This is a genomic window from Streptomyces sp. BYX5S, from assembly GCF_054724165.1.
On record NZ_CM138829.1, the window covers coordinates 428,297 to 445,179 of the forward strand.

The following is a 16,883-nucleotide window of genomic DNA, read 5'->3' on the forward strand; positions in this document are numbered from 1 at the left end:
TCGTAGTCATGGGCCACGACTCCGGTTGTCAGTTTCATAGTGTTTCGGTGGTCATAGCGTGAGGGAAACGCCCGGTTACATTCCGAACCCGGAAGCTAAGCCTCACAGCGCCGATGGTACTGCAGGGGGGACCCTGTGGGAGAGTAGGACGCCGCCGAACTATTTTTAGAGAAAAGCCCGGACCGGGATACGGTCCGGGCTTTTCTGCGTTTAGGGTCGGAGACATGGGAATGCGCTATGACCTGGTCATCTTCGACAACGACGGCGTGCTCGTCGACAGTGAGCCGATCTCCAATACGCTTCTGGCCGGCTATCTCACCGAACTCGGGCATCCGACCTCGTACGAGGAATCCCTGCGCGACTACATGGGCGCTGCCATGCACCGCGTGCACGATGTGATTCTTGAGCGGACCGGGAAGAGGCTGCCCGAGGACTTCGACGACCGGTTTCATGAACGGGTGTTCGCGGCGTTTCAGCGGGAGCTGGAGCCCGTCGACGGGGTCGTCGAGGTGTTGGAGGGGCTGGCGGGCGACGGGGTGCCGTACTGTGTCGCCTCCTCTGGGAGCCATGAGCGGATTCGGGTCGGGCACCGTAGGACGGGGCTCGACAAGTGGTTCGGGGACGAGCGGATCTTCAGTTCGCAGGACGTGGGGCGGGGGAAGCCGGCGCCCGACCTGTTCCTGTACGCCGCTGAGCGGATGGGAGTGGCGCCGGAGCGCTGCGTCGTCGTCGAGGACAGTCCGCTCGGGGTGCAGGCGGCCGTCGCCGCCGGGATGGACGTGTACGGGTTCACCGCGATGACGCCGGCCGAGCGGCTCGACGGGGCGAACGAACTCTTCGGCGACATGCGGGAGTTGCCGCGGCTGCTCGGCTGAGGTCACGGTCGGCCCATGGTTTTGTGATCCATCTACCCACGGGTAAGGCCGCGGCCTACGCTGTGCCGCCATGACCGATGGCATGGCCGGCACAGTCGGCACGGCGGGTGGGCGGCTGCGGTGGGGGCGCCTGACCCTCGGGTTCAGCTTCTTCGCGCAGGGCGCGGCTTTCGCGTTGCTCGTGACGCGGATCCCCGCGATTCAGGACCAGTACGGGATATCCGACGCGCTGCTGCCCGTGTTCCTGGCGGCCGTACCGGTGTTGGCCGGGGTCGGGAGCGTGGGCACCGAGCAGTTGGTGAAGCGGGTGCGGCCCAGTCGGGTGCTGCGGTGGTCGCAGCCCGTCGTGCTCCTGGCGCTGCTCGGGGTCGGTGCCGGGGACTCGGTGGCCGAAGTGGCCGTCTCGCTGGCGGCGTTCGGGCTGGCGGTCGGCGCGCTGGACGCCTCGATGAACATGCTCGGCGTCAGCCTCCAGCGGGCGTACGGGCGGAGCATCATGCTCGGGTTTCACGCCGCGTACAGCTTCGGCGGGATCGTGGGGGCCTCGCTCGCGTGGGGCGGGGCACACTGGGATCTGACGCTGTTCGTGCTGTATCTGCCGGTCGCCTGTGTGCTGGTGCCGCTGTGTCTCCTGGGGAGCCGGTGGTACGTGGACGGGCGCGCGAGTGGCCCCGAGGACGCCGTGCCGGGGCAGGAGGGCGGCGGGCAGGTCGTCTTCAAGGTGCTGTTGCCGCTGTGCCTGGTGATGTCGTTCGCGTACATCGGGGACTCGACGGTCTCCAACTGGAGTGCCAAGTACCTCCAGGACGTGCTGGGGAGCTCGGAGCAGCTGGCCACGGTTCCGTACAACGTCTACATGGTGATGACGCTCGTGGGGCGGGCCGTGGGGGATGTGGGGGTGCGGCGGTTCGGGGCGGTGGCCGTGGTGCGGCTGGGGACCGTGGTGGCGGCCGGTGGGTTCGGGGTGGTGGCGCTGGCGCCGGGGGCCTGGGTGGGGATGCTCGGGTTCACGTTGCTGGGGCTCGGGCTGTGCGTGATCGTGCCGCAGACGTTCGCGGCGGCGGGGCGGCTGTTTCCTGGGGCGTCCGACGCGGCGGTGGCGCGGCTCAATATCTTCAACTACGTGGGTTTTCTGGTGGGTTCGCCGCTTGTGGGGGCCTTGGGGGATGCGTGGAGTTATCGCGGGGCGATGCTGGTGCCGATGGCGTTGGTGCTGGTGACGCTCGTGTACGCCCCTTCCTTCCGGGAGCCGTCGGACCGATACGGTGGCGGGCATGAGCGGCCGCGCGCAATTGATGTGGGACCCGGCAGTAACGGGGTATGACTTCGGGCCCGGACACCCGATGGATCCGGTCAGGCTGGAACTGACCCGGCGACTGGTGGACGCCTTCGGGCTCGACCGGGACGTCGAGGTCGTCGCCGCGAAGCGGGCGGGCGAGTCCACGCTGCGGCTCGTGCACCGCGAGGACTACGTGGAGGCGGTGAAGGCGGCGTCCGTGGATCCGGCGGCCGCCGACCAGTCGTACGGGCTGGGGACCGTCGACGATCCCGCGTTCGCCGGGATGCACGACGTCTCCGCGCTGATCGCCGGGCAGTCGGTGGGGGCCGCGGAGAGCGTGTGGCGGGGGGAGACGCTGCACGCCGTGAACTTCGCGGGTGGATTGCACCACGCGATGCCGGGGGCGGCGTCCGGGTTCTGCGTGTACAACGACGCGGCGCTGGCGATCGCGCGGTTGCTGGAGCTGGGGGTGGAGCGGGTCGCGTACGTCGATGTGGACGTGCATCACGGGGACGGGGTGCAGGCCGCGTTCTGGGAGGACCCGCGGGTGCTGACGGTTTCGTTGCACGAGCATCCCCGTACGTTGTTCCCGCAGACCGGGTGGCCGGAGGAGACCGGGGCCGCGGGGGACGCGGAGGGGACGGCCGTGAACGTGGCGTTGCCGGCGGGGACCGGGGATGCCGGGTGGTTGCGGGCGCTGCATGCGGTGGTGCCGGAGTTGTTGGGGGAGTTTCGGCCGCAGGTGCTGGTGACGCAGCACGGGGCCGATACGCACTTCGAGGATCCGCTGGCGCATCTGGCGGTTTCGCTGGACGCGCAGCGGGCGGTGCAGGTGGCGTGCCATGAGTGGGCGCACGAGTACGCGGACGGGAAGTGGGTCGCGCTCGGTGGGGGTGGCTACGCCGTGGTGGATGTGGTGCCGCGGTCGTGGACGCATCTGGTGGGGATCGTGGCGGGGCGGGAGATCGCGCCGGAGAGCGTGATTCCTGACGGGTGGCGGCAGGAAGTGTTCGCGCGGACCCGGCAGTTGGCGCCGATGCGGATGACCGATGGGCGGTGGCCGGTGGGGTATCGGGGGTGGGAAGAGGGTTACGACCCGGCGGATCGGCTCGATCAGGCGATTCTGGCGAGTCGTAAGGCGGTGTATCCGTTGCGGGGGTTGTTGGCGTGAGTGCCTGCGGGTGCGGGTGCGGGTGCGGGTGCCGGCGGTGGGTGGCCGGAGGCGGGGTCGGTGGCCGGTGCCGGGGTGGATGTCGTCGTTCCGGCGCCCTGCGCCGGGGTGCCGCCTTGCCCACCCTGCCGCCCTTGGCGGCAGATTGCCCAAGGCGGCGCGGGGTCGGCCGTTATGGGTGGGGAGGCGGGGTGCGGCGGATTGCCCGAGGCGGCGTGGGGTTGGCCGTTATGGGTGGGGAGGTGGGGTGTGGTGGATTGCCTGAGGCGGCGTGGGGTTGGCCGTTAGGGGTGGGGGTTACTCCGACTGTGGGGTGTTTGGGGGAAAGGGGGGTGCGGGGGAGGGGTGATGGAGCACCATCGCAAGGGTGTTGAGCGTCGGAGCCCTGCGGGCGCACCTGTTGGCGGCCCGGCTTGCCGGGCCCGTGGCGACCTCCCGTGAGGAGAGTCTGCGCAGTTATCGGTTGTTCGAGGCGCGGGATCCGCGAGTGATGCTCGGCCTCGACCCCGAGTGGGTCTGGGGGCATCGGGATCTGCTCGCGCTGATGGCGGACAAGTGCGGGGTTTCCCGGGACCCGGGACACCGGACAGGGCACGATGTCATCGATCCGGAACGGACCTTGGCCGCGCTGGACGCCTTTGCGGAGCGGCTCGGGAAGGCCGCCGTCTCCCGCTCCCCGGTGCTGTTCGGGACGGGACATCCGCACCGACTGCTCGGTTTCTACGCCGCGTTGGCGGACGCCCTGTCGGCGGTGGGATGCCCCGTCCTCACTCCGGCGCAGGGTCACAGTGTCGACATAACGACCCGGTTCGGCCTACGCACGTACAACCTCGACTACGACCGAGGAGTCGCGCTGGTGCGTGAACCGGGCGCGTACCCGGGGGGTGGTGAGACCGGCGCGCACACCCACTCACCGCTCCCGGTTCGGCTGGCTCTCGGGGTGCTTTCGGAGGCCGGCGGGCCGCTGCCGGAGCTGGTCATCGGGGACCACGGATGGGTCTGCGGTGCAGGTCAGTTGGGGTTCGACGCCATCGGTCTGGCCGATACGGACGATCCCGCGCTGTTCGTCGGTGAGGCCGAGGGGCGGGTGTCCGTCGTCGTTCCACTTGATGACGCTGTGCGGTCTGATTACTACCGACCGCTTACTCGCTATGTACTCAATCGAGCGTGTCTGTCACAGTAGGCGGCCGATCGCTGCTCCTCTTCCCCACTCGCATCACCCGCCTCTACATTGGGGAGTGAGCACGCAACGACGTTGAGTCACCGGAAGGGGAAGCCGGTGGCCGTCGAGTGCGGAAGGTTCAGGTGTGTCATGGCTGCTGACCAGAGGCCTCTATCCGAGGTGGCGTTCCTGACCGTGGCGGAGGTCGCCGCGGTGATGCGCGTATCGAAGATGACCGTGTACCGCCTGGTGCACAGCGGTCATCTGCCCGCGATCCGGGTGGGGAGGTCCTTCCGAGTCCCGGAGAACGCGGTTCACGAGTACCTGCGCGACTCCTATGTGGGGGTGGACGCCGGCTGATCCACAGGATCCTGCGGACCTCGATTTCTGCTCGGCGCTCGGGGCGGGGTAGGCTAGCCCCTCGTAGGTCGTGTGGGCCCCAATGCAGCCCCGCACCGAGTGATTGTCCCCGCGAAGCGGGGGTTGTCCGAGAAGTGAGCGAGGGTAGTCGTGGGCTCTGTCATTAAGAAGCGGCGTAAGCGGATGGCGAAGAAGAAGCACCGCAAGCTGCTGAAGCGCACGCGCGTGCAGCGTCGTAACAAGAAGTAAGCGACAGCTGCTGAAAAGCGCACCTTGTGGCCCTCTCACCGAACGGTGGGAGGGCCACAATGCGTTGAACAGTCATATGTTTAGCGCGAAACGGCCCGTTACCTGGTCGTGTGGCTGTCGTCACTTCCTGCATCAAGCAGTCATCACAGCGCAACATCGAACCGCTAACGTGGCCCGCAGGCAGTGATTGCGGAGCGCGGCGGGGCTGGGACGGAAGGTAGGCGCTGATCTTGGGCAAGGTCGTGCTCGTGACCGGGGTGGCCCGGCAGCTCGGGGGCCGGTTCGTACGCAGGATCCAGCGGGACCCCGAGGTGGACCGGGTCATCGGGGTGGACGCGGTGCCGCCCGCGCACCATCTGGGCGGGGCGGATTTCCTCCAGGCCGACATCCGACAACCGACGATCGCGCGGGTGCTCGCGGAGTACGCCGTGGACACCGTCGTGCACATGGACGTGACCGGGACCCCGCTGGCCAGTGGTGGCCGCGGAGGGGTCAAGGAGACCAACGTCATCGGCACGATGCAGCTCCTCGGCGCGTGCCAGAAGGCGCCGAACGTCAAGCGGCTCGTGGTGAAGTCCAGTACGAACGTGTACGGGTCCGCGCCGCGCGACCCCGCCGTGTTCACCGAGACGACGCCGCCGAAGTCGCTGCCGAGCGGTGGCTTCGCCAAGGACACCGTCGAGGTCGAGGGGTATGTGCGCGGGTTCGCCCGGCGCCGCCCGGACGTCGCGGTGTGTGTGCTGCGCTTCGCCAACATCCTGGGGCCGACGGCCGATTCGCCGCTCGCCGAGTACTTCTCGCTGCCGGTGCTGCCGACCGTGTTCGGCTACGACCCGCGGCTCCAGTTCCTGCACGAGGACGACGTGATCGAGGTGCTGCGGATCGCCTCGCACGAGCCGGCGCGGGGAACGCTGAACAGCGGCACGTTCAATGTCGCCGGTGACGGGGTACTGCTGCTCTCGCAGTGCTCGCGGCGGCTCGGCCGGCCGACCGTCCCCGTGATGCTTCCCGCCGTGACCTGGGTGGGCAGCGCGCTGCGTACGCTGGGCGCGACGGACTTCTCGCCCGAGCAGATCCGGCTGCTCACGCACGGGCGGGTGGTGTCGACGGCCCAGATGCGCGACACGCTGGGTTTCCGGCCCAAGTACTCGACCGCGGAGGCCTTCGCGGAGTTCGTACGCGGCCGCGGGCCCGGACTGCTGCCGCCGCAGGCCCTTTCGGGGGCCGTGGACCGGATCGCCGCGCTGCCCTTCCTGGGCGGCACCCGCACGCCCAGCCACCCCCCGACGCAGAGCGCCAACTGAGGAGCGCATCAACGATGGCGGACGCCAAGGTCATTCCGTTCGACGACGACAGGTCGCGAGGGGCGACGGGGAAGGGCGCCGCGCGCCGCGGCCGGGGTTTGGTCGGTGGCGCGCGACGCAAGGGCGAGCCTGTGGCCGTACGGGCGTTGCAGACGCCGGAGCCCGAGGAGGCGGCGGGGCCCGAGCCGGAGGAGGCGTCGGACGGGCCGGAGCAGGGTGGCGGCTGGGAGCGGAAGATCGCGGGCGGGCTCGCGTTTCTGCGGCGGCGGCTCACCGGGGACTACGAGGTCGACGAGTTCGGCTACGACGCGGAGCTCACCGACCAGGTCCTGATGTCGCTGCTGCGGCCGATCGCGGAGAAGTACTTCCGGGTCGAGGTGAAGGGCGTCGAGAACATCCCGTCGGAGGGCGGGGCGCTGATCGTCTCCAACCATTCGGGGACGCTGCCGCTGGACGGCCTGATGATGCAGGTCGCCGTGCACGACAACCATCCGGCGGGCCGGCATCTGCGGCTCCTGGCGGCCGACTTGGTGTTCATGCTGCCGGTGGTCAACGAACTGGCGCGCAAGGCCGGGCACACGCTGGCCTGCGCGGAGGACGCGCAGCGGCTGCTGGAGAGCGGTGAGCTGGTCGGTGTGATGCCGGAGGGCTTCAAGGGCATCGGCAAGCCGTTCAGCGAGCGGTACAAGTTGCAGCGGTTCGGGCGGGGCGGCTTCGTGTCGACCGCGCTGCGGGCCGGGACGCCGATCGTGCCGTGCTCGATCGTCGGGGCGGAGGAGATCTACCCGATGGTGGGCAACGCGAAGACGTTGGCGCGGGTGCTGGGCTTCCCGTACTTCCCGATCACGCCGACGTTCCCGTGGCTGGGGCCGCTGGGGGCGGTGCCGCTGCCGACGAAGTGGACCATCCAGTTCGGCGAGCCGATCCCGACGGACGGCTATCCGCCGGAGGCGGCGGAGGACCCGATGCTGATGTTCAACCTGACGGACCAGGTCCGCGAACAGATCCAGCACACGCTCTATAAGTTGCTGGTGCAGCGGCGGTCGGTGTTCTTCTGAGTGGTGTTTCTCTGAGCGGTGTTCTTCTGAGCTGGAGAACGGCGTAGGGCCCGAGGTGTGTCTCGGGCCCTACGTGTTACTGCGCGTCCTCGCCCTCGATGCCCAGGCCCGGGAGGAGGCCGGGGAGGAGGGGTGGCACCGTGACGTCGGGGTCCGGGGAGTCCGTGCCGCCGCTGTCGGAGCCGGTGGCGCCGCCCTCCGAGGGGGTCGGCGTCGTCTTGTCCTTGGGCGGGTCGAGCAGGCCGCCCGTGGACTCGCCGAGCAGGCCCTCCTCGTCCTTGCCGCTGTCGGACGTGGACGGCTTCGGCTTCGTCGACGTCGCGTCGTCGCTGCCTGCGGAGCCGGACGGGGTGGAGCCGCCGGAGCTCGGGGTGCCCGGCGTCGTACCGTCCTGGCGGTCCGGGCTCGTCGCGTCGCCCTTGTCCGGGGTCTTCGGCAGCAGGGAGCGCAGCGGGCCGACTTCTTCGTCTATGGCGTCGAAGACCGAGCTGACCTGGTCCCGCACGTCGCCGAGCTGGACCGGGAGGCGGTCGCTGAGACTGCTCCAGGCCTGCCGGTGCGAGTCGGAGAACGCGGACAGGGCCTGGATCGGGCCGAGGGCGCCGTCCCGCTTGTACGCGTCGCTGAGCAGCCGGTGGCCCTCGGAGGCGTCGTACTGCACGCCGGAGAGCGCGCGCCGGACCTCGCCCACCGACTCGTGGTCGAGCTGTCCCGCGCGGCCGCGCTCCATGAGCCGCCGCGCCTCGCTCAGCCGGGTCGACGCCTGGTCGAGATAGGCGCGCCCCTTGTCCGAGTCGCTGTTGGCCATGCCCAGCTTGAGGTCTTCCATGCCGCGCTTGAGGCCGTAGAGGTGGTCACCCGGCAGCGCGTTGGACGACGCGGCGGCGACGCCGCTGAACGCGCCCGCGGCCACGCCCACCGTGAGCCCGCCCGCGGCGATGCCCTTGGTCAGGCGGGAGCGGGGCCGCAGCTTCCGCAGGGGACTGGCCCGGTGCGCACCTTTGCCCTGACGCTGCTTCGGAACGGAGGCGCCCGCGCCGCCCTCTTGGACCATGGCTTCCATGGCGGCGACGAGCTGAGCCCGCTGCGTCACCTTCACCTCGGGGTCGAGCTCCGGCTTCGGCAGCTCGCCGAGGGCGGAGGACAGGGCCAGCAGCGCGCCTTCTTTGGCCGCCGGGTCTTGTTCCGGTTGCTGCGCCGCCGGGTCCTGGTCGGACTGGTCCTCCAGGGCCTGGGCGAAGGCGTTCGCCCGCCGGTGTGCCGAGACGTTCGCGATCACTGGCGGCACCTCCTCTCATCATGACGGTCGACTCCCCAGGGGGTCCTGGGGTTGCACCCCCGGTCCAGATACACACCAACGAGTGAGTGTGTGCCGGTCGGGAGTGACCACAGGGAGCCTGCATCCCGCACAACGAGCGGCTCGGCACTTGGGTTACGCGCGAAAGATGATCCGAACGTGATCCCATCTCGCTTTCACCGTAGGTGAGTTGAAGACTGCGATCCGTAACGGCCCCAGGGGTGAAGAAACGACGGGTCGGGTCAGCGGGCGTCGTCCGGCAGAAGCCGCGCCAGCGTGCGCACCGCCCGGTACTGGAGGGTCTTGATCGCTCCCTCGTTCTTGCCCATCGCGCGAGCGGTCTCGGCGACGGACAGGCCCTGGAGGAAGCGGAGCGTGACGCACTCCTGCTGTTGCGGGTTGAGACGGCGCACCGCGTCGAGCAGGGCCGCGTTGGAGAGCGACTCCAGGACCGAGTCCTCGGGAGAACGCTCCACCTCGTTCGCGTCCAGCATTTCGCCGGTGGTCACTTCGAGACGGAAGCGGCTCGACTTGAAGTGGTCGGCGACCAGGTTGCGCGCGATCGTGACCAGCCAGGCGCCGAAGTCGCGGCCCTGCCAGGTGAACGTCCCGATGCGGCGCAGGGCGCGCAGGAAGGTCTCGCTGGTGAGGTCCTCCGCCGTCGCCTTTCCGCCGACGCGGTAGTAGATGTAGCGGTACACCGTGTCGCTGTACTGGTCGTAGAGGCGGCCGAACGCGTCGGCCTCGCCGTCCTGGGCGCGCTCGACCAGGTCCATCATGCGGGCGCTGTCGCTGTCGGCGGCGGGCCTGCGGGCCGTGGACGTGCCCGAGGCGCCGGCGGAGCCGGAGCGCGCGCGTCTGCCAACGGTGGCGGCCGTCGATTCGGCCATGGCGTAGCAGGGTGAGGCAGGGGCGGGCGCGGCCGCCGCCGCGGCGGCAAGGGCGGGGACGGCGTACGCGGTGGGGACGAAACCGCGCAGGCGGTCCACGACCGTAGCGTGCAGCGTAGCCAGGCCCGAGGCGTCAACCCCGACGTGTGGGTACACGGGACTCCCAGAGGCAGAGCTTCCATCACGTGCAGTACGGGACCGTTCACCCGTCGTGCTGACGCGTGGGTACCGGTTTGCGTCTGAGGAGAATAACGCTTCGTGCAGGGAGCACTACACCCAGTTGCTCAAATCATCGATTACGTCACTTCTGTAATCACTCGGGGGCGGTTTGAGCACCAGAGAGTGACCGTTTGTTGATCGATTACGTTCACAATCCGTGTCTGGCGGTGACATGTTGTGGCCGAGTGGTACCAACGGGACTGGCCGCGGCCGGGCCCGGGTAAGACGTTCGGAATGTCGTCGCGCAGGGGCGGGTGACCGTCAGCGACGGCGGCGGTGCAGGGCGATCGCCGCGGCCGTGCCGCCCGCGACCGCGCCGACGCCGGCCGCGGCGGGCAGGCCGACCTTCGCCGCCTTGCGGCCCGTGCGGTAGTCCCGCAGTCGCCAGTCCCGCTCGCGCGCGTACTTGCGCAGCTTCGTGTCCGGGTTGATCGCGTACGGGTGCCCGACGAGGGAGAGCATCGGGATGTCGTTGTGCGAGTCGCTGTACGCGGCGCAGCGGCCCAGTTCGAGGCCCTCGGCGGAGGCCAGGGCCCGGACCGCCTCGGCCTTCGCGGGGCCGTGCAGCGGTTCACCGACGAGGCGGCCGGTGTAGACGCCGCCGATGGACTCCGCGACCGTGCCGAGCGCGCCGGTCAGGCCGAGGCGGCGGGCGATGACCGTGGCGATCTCCACGGGCGCGGCCGTGACCAGCCAGACCTTCTGGCCCGCGTCCAGGTGGGCCTGGGCGAGGGCGCGGGTGCCGGGCCAGATCCGCTCCGCCATGTACTCGTCGTAGATCTCCTCGCCGATGGACATCAGCTCGGAGACGCGGTGGCCCTTCACGATGGACAGCGCGCTGTCGCGGGCGTCCTGCATGTGCTCGGGGTCCTCGACGCCGGCGAGCCGGAACCAGGCCTGCTGCCAGGCGAACCGGGTCAGCTCGCGGCGCTCGAAGAACTTCCGCTTGTAGAGGCCGCGGCCGAAGTGGAAGATCGCCGCGCCCTGCATCACCGTGTTGTCCAGGTCGAAGAAGGCGGCGGCCTTGTCGTCGCCCGCGACCGGGAATTCCGGTTCCCGGGTGTCCTCGTCCGCCAGCGGTGCCCGGTCCTCCAGCCTCTCCAGCTCCTGGGAGGACTTGCGGGCGGCCTCGGCCGAAGCCTCGCCTGCGAGCACGCTCCGCGCGGTGGCGGAGCGCCTACGGGGTGTGAGCCATCCGAGAGCGGCCATGTCGTGAGCATAGCCATTTTGTTCGGGGCACCGGAGTCGAGCGGGTTTCGGGAGTCTGACCGCGTGTGAATTCTCGGCGTCCGAACGGTCGCGCGCGGAGCGAGAATGGCCGGTATGAGTCCCATTTTTCGTGCGCGCGAGAAGAAGGATCCGAGTGAGCGGGTCGTCACGCTGATCGGTAAGCCGGGCTGCCATTTGTGCGACGACGCCCAGGCGGTGATCGAGAAGGTGTGCGCCGAGGTCGGTGCTGCCTGGGAGAAGAAGGACATCAACGAGGACGCGGAGTTGTACCGCAAGTACTGGGAGCAGATCCCGGTCGTTCTGGTCGACGGGGCGCAGCACGACTTCTGGCGCGTTCAGGAGGAACGGTTGCGGCGTGCGCTCACGCGGTGACGCGGTGCGTACGCATCCTCGAAGCGGTCGCACACGTCACTGACCGAGGAGTCCAACTGATCCCAAAAGTCGCTTAGGATCGAGGGCGGTTTTGGTCTCGGGGGCGTAGATCTTGGCAACGTTGAGGAGTGTGTGCCGTTTTGGCCCCCACAGGTGAGCAACGAAGCTGCCTGCGCGCCGGTTCCAATAATGCGCGCGGGGTGCGCGTGAGCCCGGTCACGTTGGCCGGGCAAATCGGACACCATCTTTGTGCACGCGTTCACAAAGACATAGCCTGCATTCGACGGGGCGGTCGAGTAGCAGGGTGCCGCCCACAGCCCCGCTCTACCCGCAGGAGCACCGTGGCAACTGGCCGAACTCACCGACCGGCGACCCGCAGCCGAGGGATTCCCGAGGCCACCGTCGCCAGGCTTCCGCTGTACCTCCGAGCCCTCACCGCACTGTCGGAGCGCTCGGTGCCCACGGTCTCCTCCGAGGAGCTCGCGGCCGCGGCGGGCGTCAACTCCGCGAAGCTGCGCAAGGACTTCTCGTACCTCGGTTCGTACGGGACCCGTGGCGTGGGCTACGACGTCGAGTACCTCGTCTACCAGATCTCACGCGAGCTGGGCCTGACCCAGGACTGGCCGATCGTGATGGTCGGTATCGGTAACCTCGGTGCGGCGCTGGCCAATTACGGCGGGTTCGCCTCGCGCGGCTTCCGGGTCGCGGCGCTGATCGACGCCGACCCGGCGATGACCGGCAAGTCCGTCGCGGGCATGGCCGTGCAGCACGCTGACGACCTCGAGAAGATCATCGACGACAACGGCGTCTCCATCGGCGTCATCGCGACCCCGGCCGGTGCCGCGCAGCAGGTCTGCGACCGGCTCGTCGCCGCCGGTGTCACCTCCATCCTGAACTTCGCGCCGACCGTGCTGTCCGTGCCGGACGGTGTCGACGTGCGCAAGGTCGACCTCTCGATCGAGCTCCAGATCCTCGCTTTCCACGAGCAGCGCAAGGCCGGCGAGAACCCGGTCGACGCGGCGGAGGGCGCCGTGGGCGTCGAGGGCCCGGCCGCCAAGGTCACCAAGCCCGCCTCCGTGGACGGCGCCAAGGCCGACCGCAAGGGACCCGACGGGGACGTTCCCGCCGTGATGCCGGCATGAGCCTCCTCGTCGTGGGTCTGAGCCACCGCAGCGCCCCCGTCAGCGTGCTGGAGCGCGCCGCGCTGAACGCGGACACCCAGGCCAAGCTGCTCCAGGACACGCTCGCCGCCGAGCCGGCCGCCGAGGCCGCCGTCCTCGCCACCTGCAACCGCATCGAGCTGTACGCGGACGTGGACAAGTTCCACGCCGGTGTCGCCGAGCTGTCGACGCTGCTCGCCCAGCACAGCGGTGTGGGTCTCGAGGAGCTCACTCCTTATCTCTATGTGCACTACGAGGACCGGGCGGTTCACCACCTGTTCTCGGTGGCGTGCGGGCTCGACTCGATGGTGGTCGGCGAGGGCCAGATCCTCGGCCAGATCAAGGACACCCTCGCGCGCGCCCAGGAGCTGCACTCCGCGGGCAAGCTCCTCAACGACCTGTTCCAGCAGGCGCTGCGGGTCGGCAAGCGCGCCCACTCGGAGACCGGGATCGACCGGGCCGGGCAGTCGCTCGTCACCTTCGGCCTCGAACAGCTCGCCGCCGGGCAGCCGGTGGACGCGTGGGCGGCCGGGAAGCGGGCGCTGGTCATCGGCGCCGGTTCCATGTCCTCGCTCGCCGCGGCCACGCTCGCGCGCGCCGGGGTCGCCGAAGTCGTCGTCGCGAACCGGACGTTGGAGCGCGCCGACCGGCTGGTGGAGATCTTGGGAGAGGCCGGTACGGCCGCCCGTGCCGTCGCCATGGACGCGGTGGCCGACGAACTGACACGTGCCGACGTCGCCATCTCCTGCACCGGCGCCACCGGTCTCGTTCTCACCGCCGAGGCCATCCGCTCCGCCGTCGCCGGTCGCACGCCGACCGCGGGCGCCGAGGTGCCCGGCACTCCGGCGTCCGCCCCCGGCAGGACCGCGGGGGAGAGCGGCCCGGTCGTCGAGACGGTGCGCGGCGGCTTCTCCGTCGAGGGCGAGGCCGCGGTCGCCGGGTTCGACGCCGCCGCCCTGGAACAGCACGGCGCCTGGGTCGACAACGCGCCCGGCGAGCAGGTCCGCCCGGTCCAGGCCTCCGAGGCCGAGACCATCGCCGCGCTCGCCGTCGCCGGCCGGGTGCCGGAGATGCGCCGCGAGCGCGCCCCCGAGCCCGTACGGCAGGTGGCGCTGGCCCTGCTCGACCTGGCGATGCCGCGTGACGTCGACGCGGCCGCGCACCGCATCGACGGGGTCCGCCTCGTCGACATCGAGTCCCTCGCCGACGCCTCCGCCGACGCGCCGATGGCCGCCGACGTCGACCTGGTGCGGACGATCGTGGCCGACGAGGTCGCCGCGTTCGGCGCCGCGCAGCGGGCCGCGCACATCACGCCGACCGTCGTCGCGCTGCGCACGATGGCCGCGGACGTGGTGGCCAGCGAGATCGCCCGGCTCGACGGACGGCTCCCCGGCCTCGACGAGAAGCAGCGCGCGGAGATCACCCAGACCGTCCGGCGCGTGGTGGACAAGCTGCTGCACGCGCCGACCGTACGGGTCAAGCAGCTGGCCGCCGAACCCGGCGGCGCCGGGTACGCGGACGCTCTGCGGACCCTGTTCGACCTGGACCAGGAGACGGTGGCCGCCGTCTCCCGGGCCACCCCCCACGAAGGCAAGAATCGAGGCCCGGCATGACCGCCGAGAAAGCCCTGAGGCTGGGCACCAGGCGCAGCAAGCTGGCCATGGCCCAGTCCGGGCACGTGGCCGAAGCCGTCCGCCAGTTGACCGGCCGCGAGGTCGAGCTGGTGGAGATCACCACGTACGGGGACGTCTCCCGTGAGCACCTGGCGCAGATCGGCGGCACCGGTGTCTTCGTCACCGCGCTGCGCGACGCGCTCGCCAAGGGCGAGGTCGACTTCGCGGTGCACTCCCTCAAGGACCTGCCGACCGCGCAGCCCGAGGAGCTGGCCCTGGCCGCCGTACCGGTGCGCGAGGACCCGCGGGACGCGCTGATCGCGCGGGACGGCCTGAAGTTCACCGATCTCCCGGCGGGTGCCCGCGTCGGTACCGGTTCGCCGCGCCGCATGGCTCAGCTGAACGCGTACGCGCGCAGCCACGGCATCCGGATCGAGACGGTGCCGATCCGTGGGAACATCGACACCCGGATCGGTTTCGTCGAGAAGGGCGAGCTGGACGCGGTGGTCCTCGCGGCCGCCGGCCTCAGCCGCATCGGTCGCAGCGAGGAAGTCACCGAGTTCCTCCCGACCGACATGATTCTGCCCGCCCCCGGCCAGGGGGCACTGGCTGTCGAATGCGCCGCAGACAACGGCGCGCTCGTGGCCGCGCTCGCCGAGTTGGACGACCCGTTCACACGGGCCGCCGTGACCGCCGAGCGGTCCCTGCTCGCCGCCCTGGAGGCCGGCTGCAGCGCACCTGTGGGTGCGCTGGCCGACCTGCTGGCCGACGGGCAGATTGTCAAGGAAATGCGCCTGCGCGGCGTCGTCGGCTCGACCGACGGCTCCGAACTGGTGCAGCTGTCCACCACCGGTCCCGTGCCCTCGTCCACCGACGAGGCGCTGGCACTCGGGCGGGAACTCGCCGCCGAGATGCTGGCCAAGGGCGCGGCCGGTCTGATGGGGGAGCGAGCACGATGAGCCCCACCACCGCTGTATCGACCGCCTGGGCACCTGGGCACGTCACCTTCCTGGGTGCGGGTCCCGGTGATCCAGGACTGCTGACCCTCAGGGCCGTGGAGGCCCTGACCCGAGCGGATGTGCTGATCGCCGAGCCCGAAGTGCTCGACGTCGTACGGACGCACGCCAAGGCGGGCGTGACCGTCCTCGACGCCACGGGCGCCCCGGAGCAGGCGACGCCTGACGGCTCGTCAACTGCCGTCGCTGTCCCGGCTCTGAGGGACTGGGCCAATCTTGTCATGGAGGCCGCGAGGGGCGGCAAGCGGGTCGTGCGTGCGGTCACCGGGGACCCCGGTCTCGACACGTACGCGGCCGAGGAGATGCTGGCCTGCGCCTCCGAGGGGATCACCTTCGAGGTCGTGCCCGGGATCGCGGCGGCCGTGGGCGTGCCCGCGTACGCCGGTGTGCCGCTCCGTGACCAGCAGGGCGCCGATGTCCGCTTCGTGGACGCGGCGACCGCCTCCGAGCGCTGCTGGGCCGAGGTCGGCGCGTCCGACGGCACGGTCGTCGTGTCGACGACGCTCGACTCGGTGGGCGCCGCGGCCGGTGAGCTGGTGGCGGCGGGCCGCAAGCCCGACACCCCGCTGTCGGTGACGGTCGCCGGTACGACGACGCGGCAGAAGACGTGGACGGCGACGCTCGGCACGATCGCGCAGACCCTGAAGCAGGCGAAGGTGCTGCCGTCGCCCGAGGGCAACCGGCCGGTCATAGCCGTGGTCGGTGAGCGCAGCGCCGCCGCCCAGCGCGACCAGCTGTCCTGGTTCGAGTCGAAGCCGCTGTTCGGCTGGCGGGTGCTCGTGCCCAGGACGAAGGAGCAGGCGGCCTCGCTCTCCGACCAGCTTCGTTCCTACGGCGCCGTGCCGCACGAGGTCCCGACCATCGCGGTCGAGCCGCCGCGCACGCCGCAGCAGATGGAGCGCGCGGTCAAGGGCCTGGTGACGGGCCGCTACGAGTGGATCGCCTTCACCTCCGTGAACGCGGTCAAGGCCGTCCGCGAGAAGTTCGAGGAGTACGGGCTCGACGCGCGTGCGTTCGCCGGGATCAAGGTCGCGGCGGTCGGCGAGCAGACGGCCCAGGCGCTGATCGCCTTCGGCGTGAAGCCGGATCTGGTGCCGAGCGGTGAGCAGAGCGCCGCCGGTCTCCTTGAGGACTGGCCGCCGTACGACCCGGTCTTCGACCCGATCGACCGTGTCTTCCTGCCGCGTGCCGACATCGCGACCGAGACGCTGGTGGCCGGGCTCATCGAGCTGGGCTGGGAGGTCGACGACGTCACGGCCTACCGGACCGTGCGGGCGTCGCCGCCGCCGGCGGAGACGCGCGAGGCGATCAAGGGTGGTGGCTTCGACGCGGTGCTGTTCACGTCGTCGTCCACCGTGCGGAACCTGGTGGGCATCGCCGGGAAGCCGCACAACGTGACGGTCATCGCCTGTATCGGTCCGGCCACGGCCAAGACGGCCGAGGAGCACGGGCTGCGGGTCGATGTGATGGCGCCCGAGCCGTCGGTGCTGAAGCTGGCGGCGGCGCTGGCCGACTTCGGTGCGAAGCGTCGGCTGGCCGCCATCGAGGCCGGGGATCCGGTCACGCGGCCGAGCGAGCGGCGGCCCGGGTCGCGGCGCAGGCGCGCGGCGCCGTAGGTCTCAGGTCTT

General features: G+C 70.3%; 16 protein-coding genes and 1 rRNA gene. 14 read left to right on the top strand and 3 right to left on the bottom strand.

Annotated features, from left to right (window positions below):
- Positions 1-43 precede the first annotated feature (43 nt).
- From rrf to ACYBSK_RS02000, 9 genes are all read left to right on the top strand, one after another.
- A 5S ribosomal RNA gene (rrf, locus tag ACYBSK_RS01960) occupies positions 44-160 on the top strand.
- A 70-nt stretch (positions 161-230) separates the two neighbouring features.
- The gene (locus tag ACYBSK_RS01965) at positions 231-875 is read left to right on the top strand and encodes an HAD family hydrolase (RefSeq protein ID WP_460246941.1); all 645 of its coding nucleotides are present in this window, start codon (positions 231-233) and stop codon (positions 873-875) included.
- Between the two features lie 70 nt (positions 876-945).
- On the top strand, positions 946-2,199 hold the full coding sequence (locus ACYBSK_RS01970) for an MFS transporter (RefSeq protein WP_460244957.1): 1,254 nt from the start codon (positions 946-948) through the stop codon (positions 2,197-2,199).
- Positions 2,150-3,325, top strand: a complete 1,176-nt coding sequence (locus ACYBSK_RS01975; RefSeq protein ID WP_460244958.1) for an acetoin utilization protein AcuC — start codon at positions 2,150-2,152, stop codon at positions 3,323-3,325. The genes ACYBSK_RS01970 and ACYBSK_RS01975 overlap by 50 nt, the downstream gene beginning before the upstream one ends.
- A gap of 367 nt (positions 3,326-3,692) precedes the next feature.
- Positions 3,693-4,508 (top strand): phosphatase, encoded by an 816-nt coding sequence (locus ACYBSK_RS01980; protein WP_457475076.1) that lies wholly within the window; start codon positions 3,693-3,695, stop codon positions 4,506-4,508.
- Positions 4,509-4,637: 129 nt separating this feature from the next.
- Positions 4,638-4,847 carry a helix-turn-helix domain-containing protein gene (locus tag ACYBSK_RS01985; protein ID WP_266711274.1) on the top strand — a complete coding sequence of 70 codons (210 nt, stop codon included), beginning with the start codon at positions 4,638-4,640 and terminating at the stop codon, positions 4,845-4,847.
- Between the two features lie 150 nt (positions 4,848-4,997).
- Complete coding sequence (locus ACYBSK_RS01990; RefSeq protein WP_003948845.1) at positions 4,998-5,096, top strand: 30S ribosomal protein bS22; 99 nt, start codon at positions 4,998-5,000, stop codon at positions 5,094-5,096.
- A gap of 230 nt (positions 5,097-5,326) precedes the next feature.
- Positions 5,327-6,400, top strand: a complete 1,074-nt coding sequence (locus ACYBSK_RS01995) for an NAD-dependent epimerase/dehydratase family protein (protein ID WP_457475077.1) — start codon at positions 5,327-5,329, stop codon at positions 6,398-6,400.
- Between the two features lie 14 nt (positions 6,401-6,414).
- A complete protein-coding gene (locus tag ACYBSK_RS02000) occupies positions 6,415-7,458 on the top strand; it encodes a lysophospholipid acyltransferase family protein (RefSeq protein ID WP_460244959.1) in 1,044 nt (347 codons plus the stop codon).
- A gap of 76 nt (positions 7,459-7,534) precedes the next feature.
- Here the strand turns inward: ACYBSK_RS02000 and ACYBSK_RS02005 are convergent, their stop codons facing one another.
- From ACYBSK_RS02005 to ACYBSK_RS02015, 3 genes are all read right to left on the bottom strand, one after another.
- Complete coding sequence (locus ACYBSK_RS02005; RefSeq protein WP_457475079.1) at positions 7,535-8,737, bottom strand: DUF5667 domain-containing protein; 1,203 nt, start codon at positions 8,735-8,737, stop codon at positions 7,535-7,537.
- 260 nt (positions 8,738-8,997) lie between these two features.
- Entirely contained in the window at positions 8,998-9,801 is an 804-nt protein-coding gene (locus ACYBSK_RS02010; protein WP_457475080.1) for an ECF subfamily RNA polymerase sigma factor, BldN family, read from the bottom strand.
- 324 nt (positions 9,802-10,125) lie between these two features.
- Entirely contained in the window at positions 10,126-11,073 is a 948-nt protein-coding gene (locus ACYBSK_RS02015; RefSeq protein WP_457475081.1) for an HAD family hydrolase, read from the bottom strand.
- Positions 11,074-11,178: 105 nt separating this feature from the next.
- Here ACYBSK_RS02015 and ACYBSK_RS02020 point away from each other — a divergent pair, with 105 nt between their 5' ends.
- The 5 genes from ACYBSK_RS02020 (at position 11,179) to ACYBSK_RS02040 (ending at position 16,871) form a co-directional block, all read left to right on the top strand.
- Complete coding sequence (locus tag ACYBSK_RS02020) at positions 11,179-11,466, top strand: glutaredoxin family protein (RefSeq protein ID WP_457475082.1); 288 nt, start codon at positions 11,179-11,181, stop codon at positions 11,464-11,466.
- A gap of 341 nt (positions 11,467-11,807) precedes the next feature.
- A complete protein-coding gene (locus ACYBSK_RS02025; protein WP_457475083.1) occupies positions 11,808-12,608 on the top strand; it encodes a redox-sensing transcriptional repressor Rex in 801 nt (266 codons plus the stop codon).
- Positions 12,605-14,239, top strand: coding sequence for a glutamyl-tRNA reductase (locus ACYBSK_RS02030; RefSeq protein WP_460244961.1), 1,635 nt, complete (start codon positions 12,605-12,607; stop codon positions 14,237-14,239). Before ACYBSK_RS02025 ends, ACYBSK_RS02030 begins: the two co-directional genes overlap by 4 nt.
- The gene (gene hemC, locus ACYBSK_RS02035; protein ID WP_457475085.1) at positions 14,236-15,198 is read left to right on the top strand and encodes a hydroxymethylbilane synthase; all 963 of its coding nucleotides are present in this window, start codon (positions 14,236-14,238) and stop codon (positions 15,196-15,198) included. The genes ACYBSK_RS02030 and hemC overlap by 4 nt, the downstream gene beginning before the upstream one ends.
- On the top strand, positions 15,195-16,871 hold the full coding sequence (locus tag ACYBSK_RS02040; RefSeq protein WP_460244962.1) for a bifunctional uroporphyrinogen-III C-methyltransferase/uroporphyrinogen-III synthase: 1,677 nt from the start codon (positions 15,195-15,197) through the stop codon (positions 16,869-16,871). The genes hemC and ACYBSK_RS02040 overlap by 4 nt, the downstream gene beginning before the upstream one ends.
- Positions 16,872-16,883: the final 12 nt, after the last annotated feature.

What these genes read in the sequence shown, in the direction of transcription:
- ACYBSK_RS01975 (WP_460244958.1), top strand. Translation starts at nt 2,150, where the DNA reads ATGAGCGGCCGCGCGCAATTGATGTGGGACCCGGCAGTAACGGGGTAT.
- ACYBSK_RS02020 (WP_457475082.1), top strand. Translation starts at nt 11,179, where the DNA reads ATGGCCGGTATGAGTCCCATTTTTCGTGCGCGCGAGAAGAAGGATCCG.
- ACYBSK_RS01965 (WP_460246941.1), top strand. Translation starts at nt 231, where the DNA reads ATGCGCTATGACCTGGTCATCTTCGACAACGACGGCGTGCTCGTCGAC.
- ACYBSK_RS02015 (WP_457475081.1), bottom strand. Translation starts at nt 11,073, where the DNA reads ATGGCCGCTCTCGGATGGCTCACACCCCGTAGGCGCTCCGCCACCGCG.
- ACYBSK_RS02000 (WP_460244959.1), top strand. Translation starts at nt 6,415, where the DNA reads ATGGCGGACGCCAAGGTCATTCCGTTCGACGACGACAGGTCGCGAGGG.
- ACYBSK_RS01985 (WP_266711274.1), top strand. Translation starts at nt 4,638, where the DNA reads ATGGCTGCTGACCAGAGGCCTCTATCCGAGGTGGCGTTCCTGACCGTG.
- ACYBSK_RS02030 (WP_460244961.1), top strand. Translation starts at nt 12,605, where the DNA reads ATGAGCCTCCTCGTCGTGGGTCTGAGCCACCGCAGCGCCCCCGTCAGC.
- ACYBSK_RS01970 (WP_460244957.1), top strand. Translation starts at nt 946, where the DNA reads ATGACCGATGGCATGGCCGGCACAGTCGGCACGGCGGGTGGGCGGCTG.
- ACYBSK_RS02040 (WP_460244962.1), top strand. Translation starts at nt 15,195, where the DNA reads ATGAGCCCCACCACCGCTGTATCGACCGCCTGGGCACCTGGGCACGTC.
- hemC (WP_457475085.1), top strand. Translation starts at nt 14,236, where the DNA reads ATGACCGCCGAGAAAGCCCTGAGGCTGGGCACCAGGCGCAGCAAGCTG.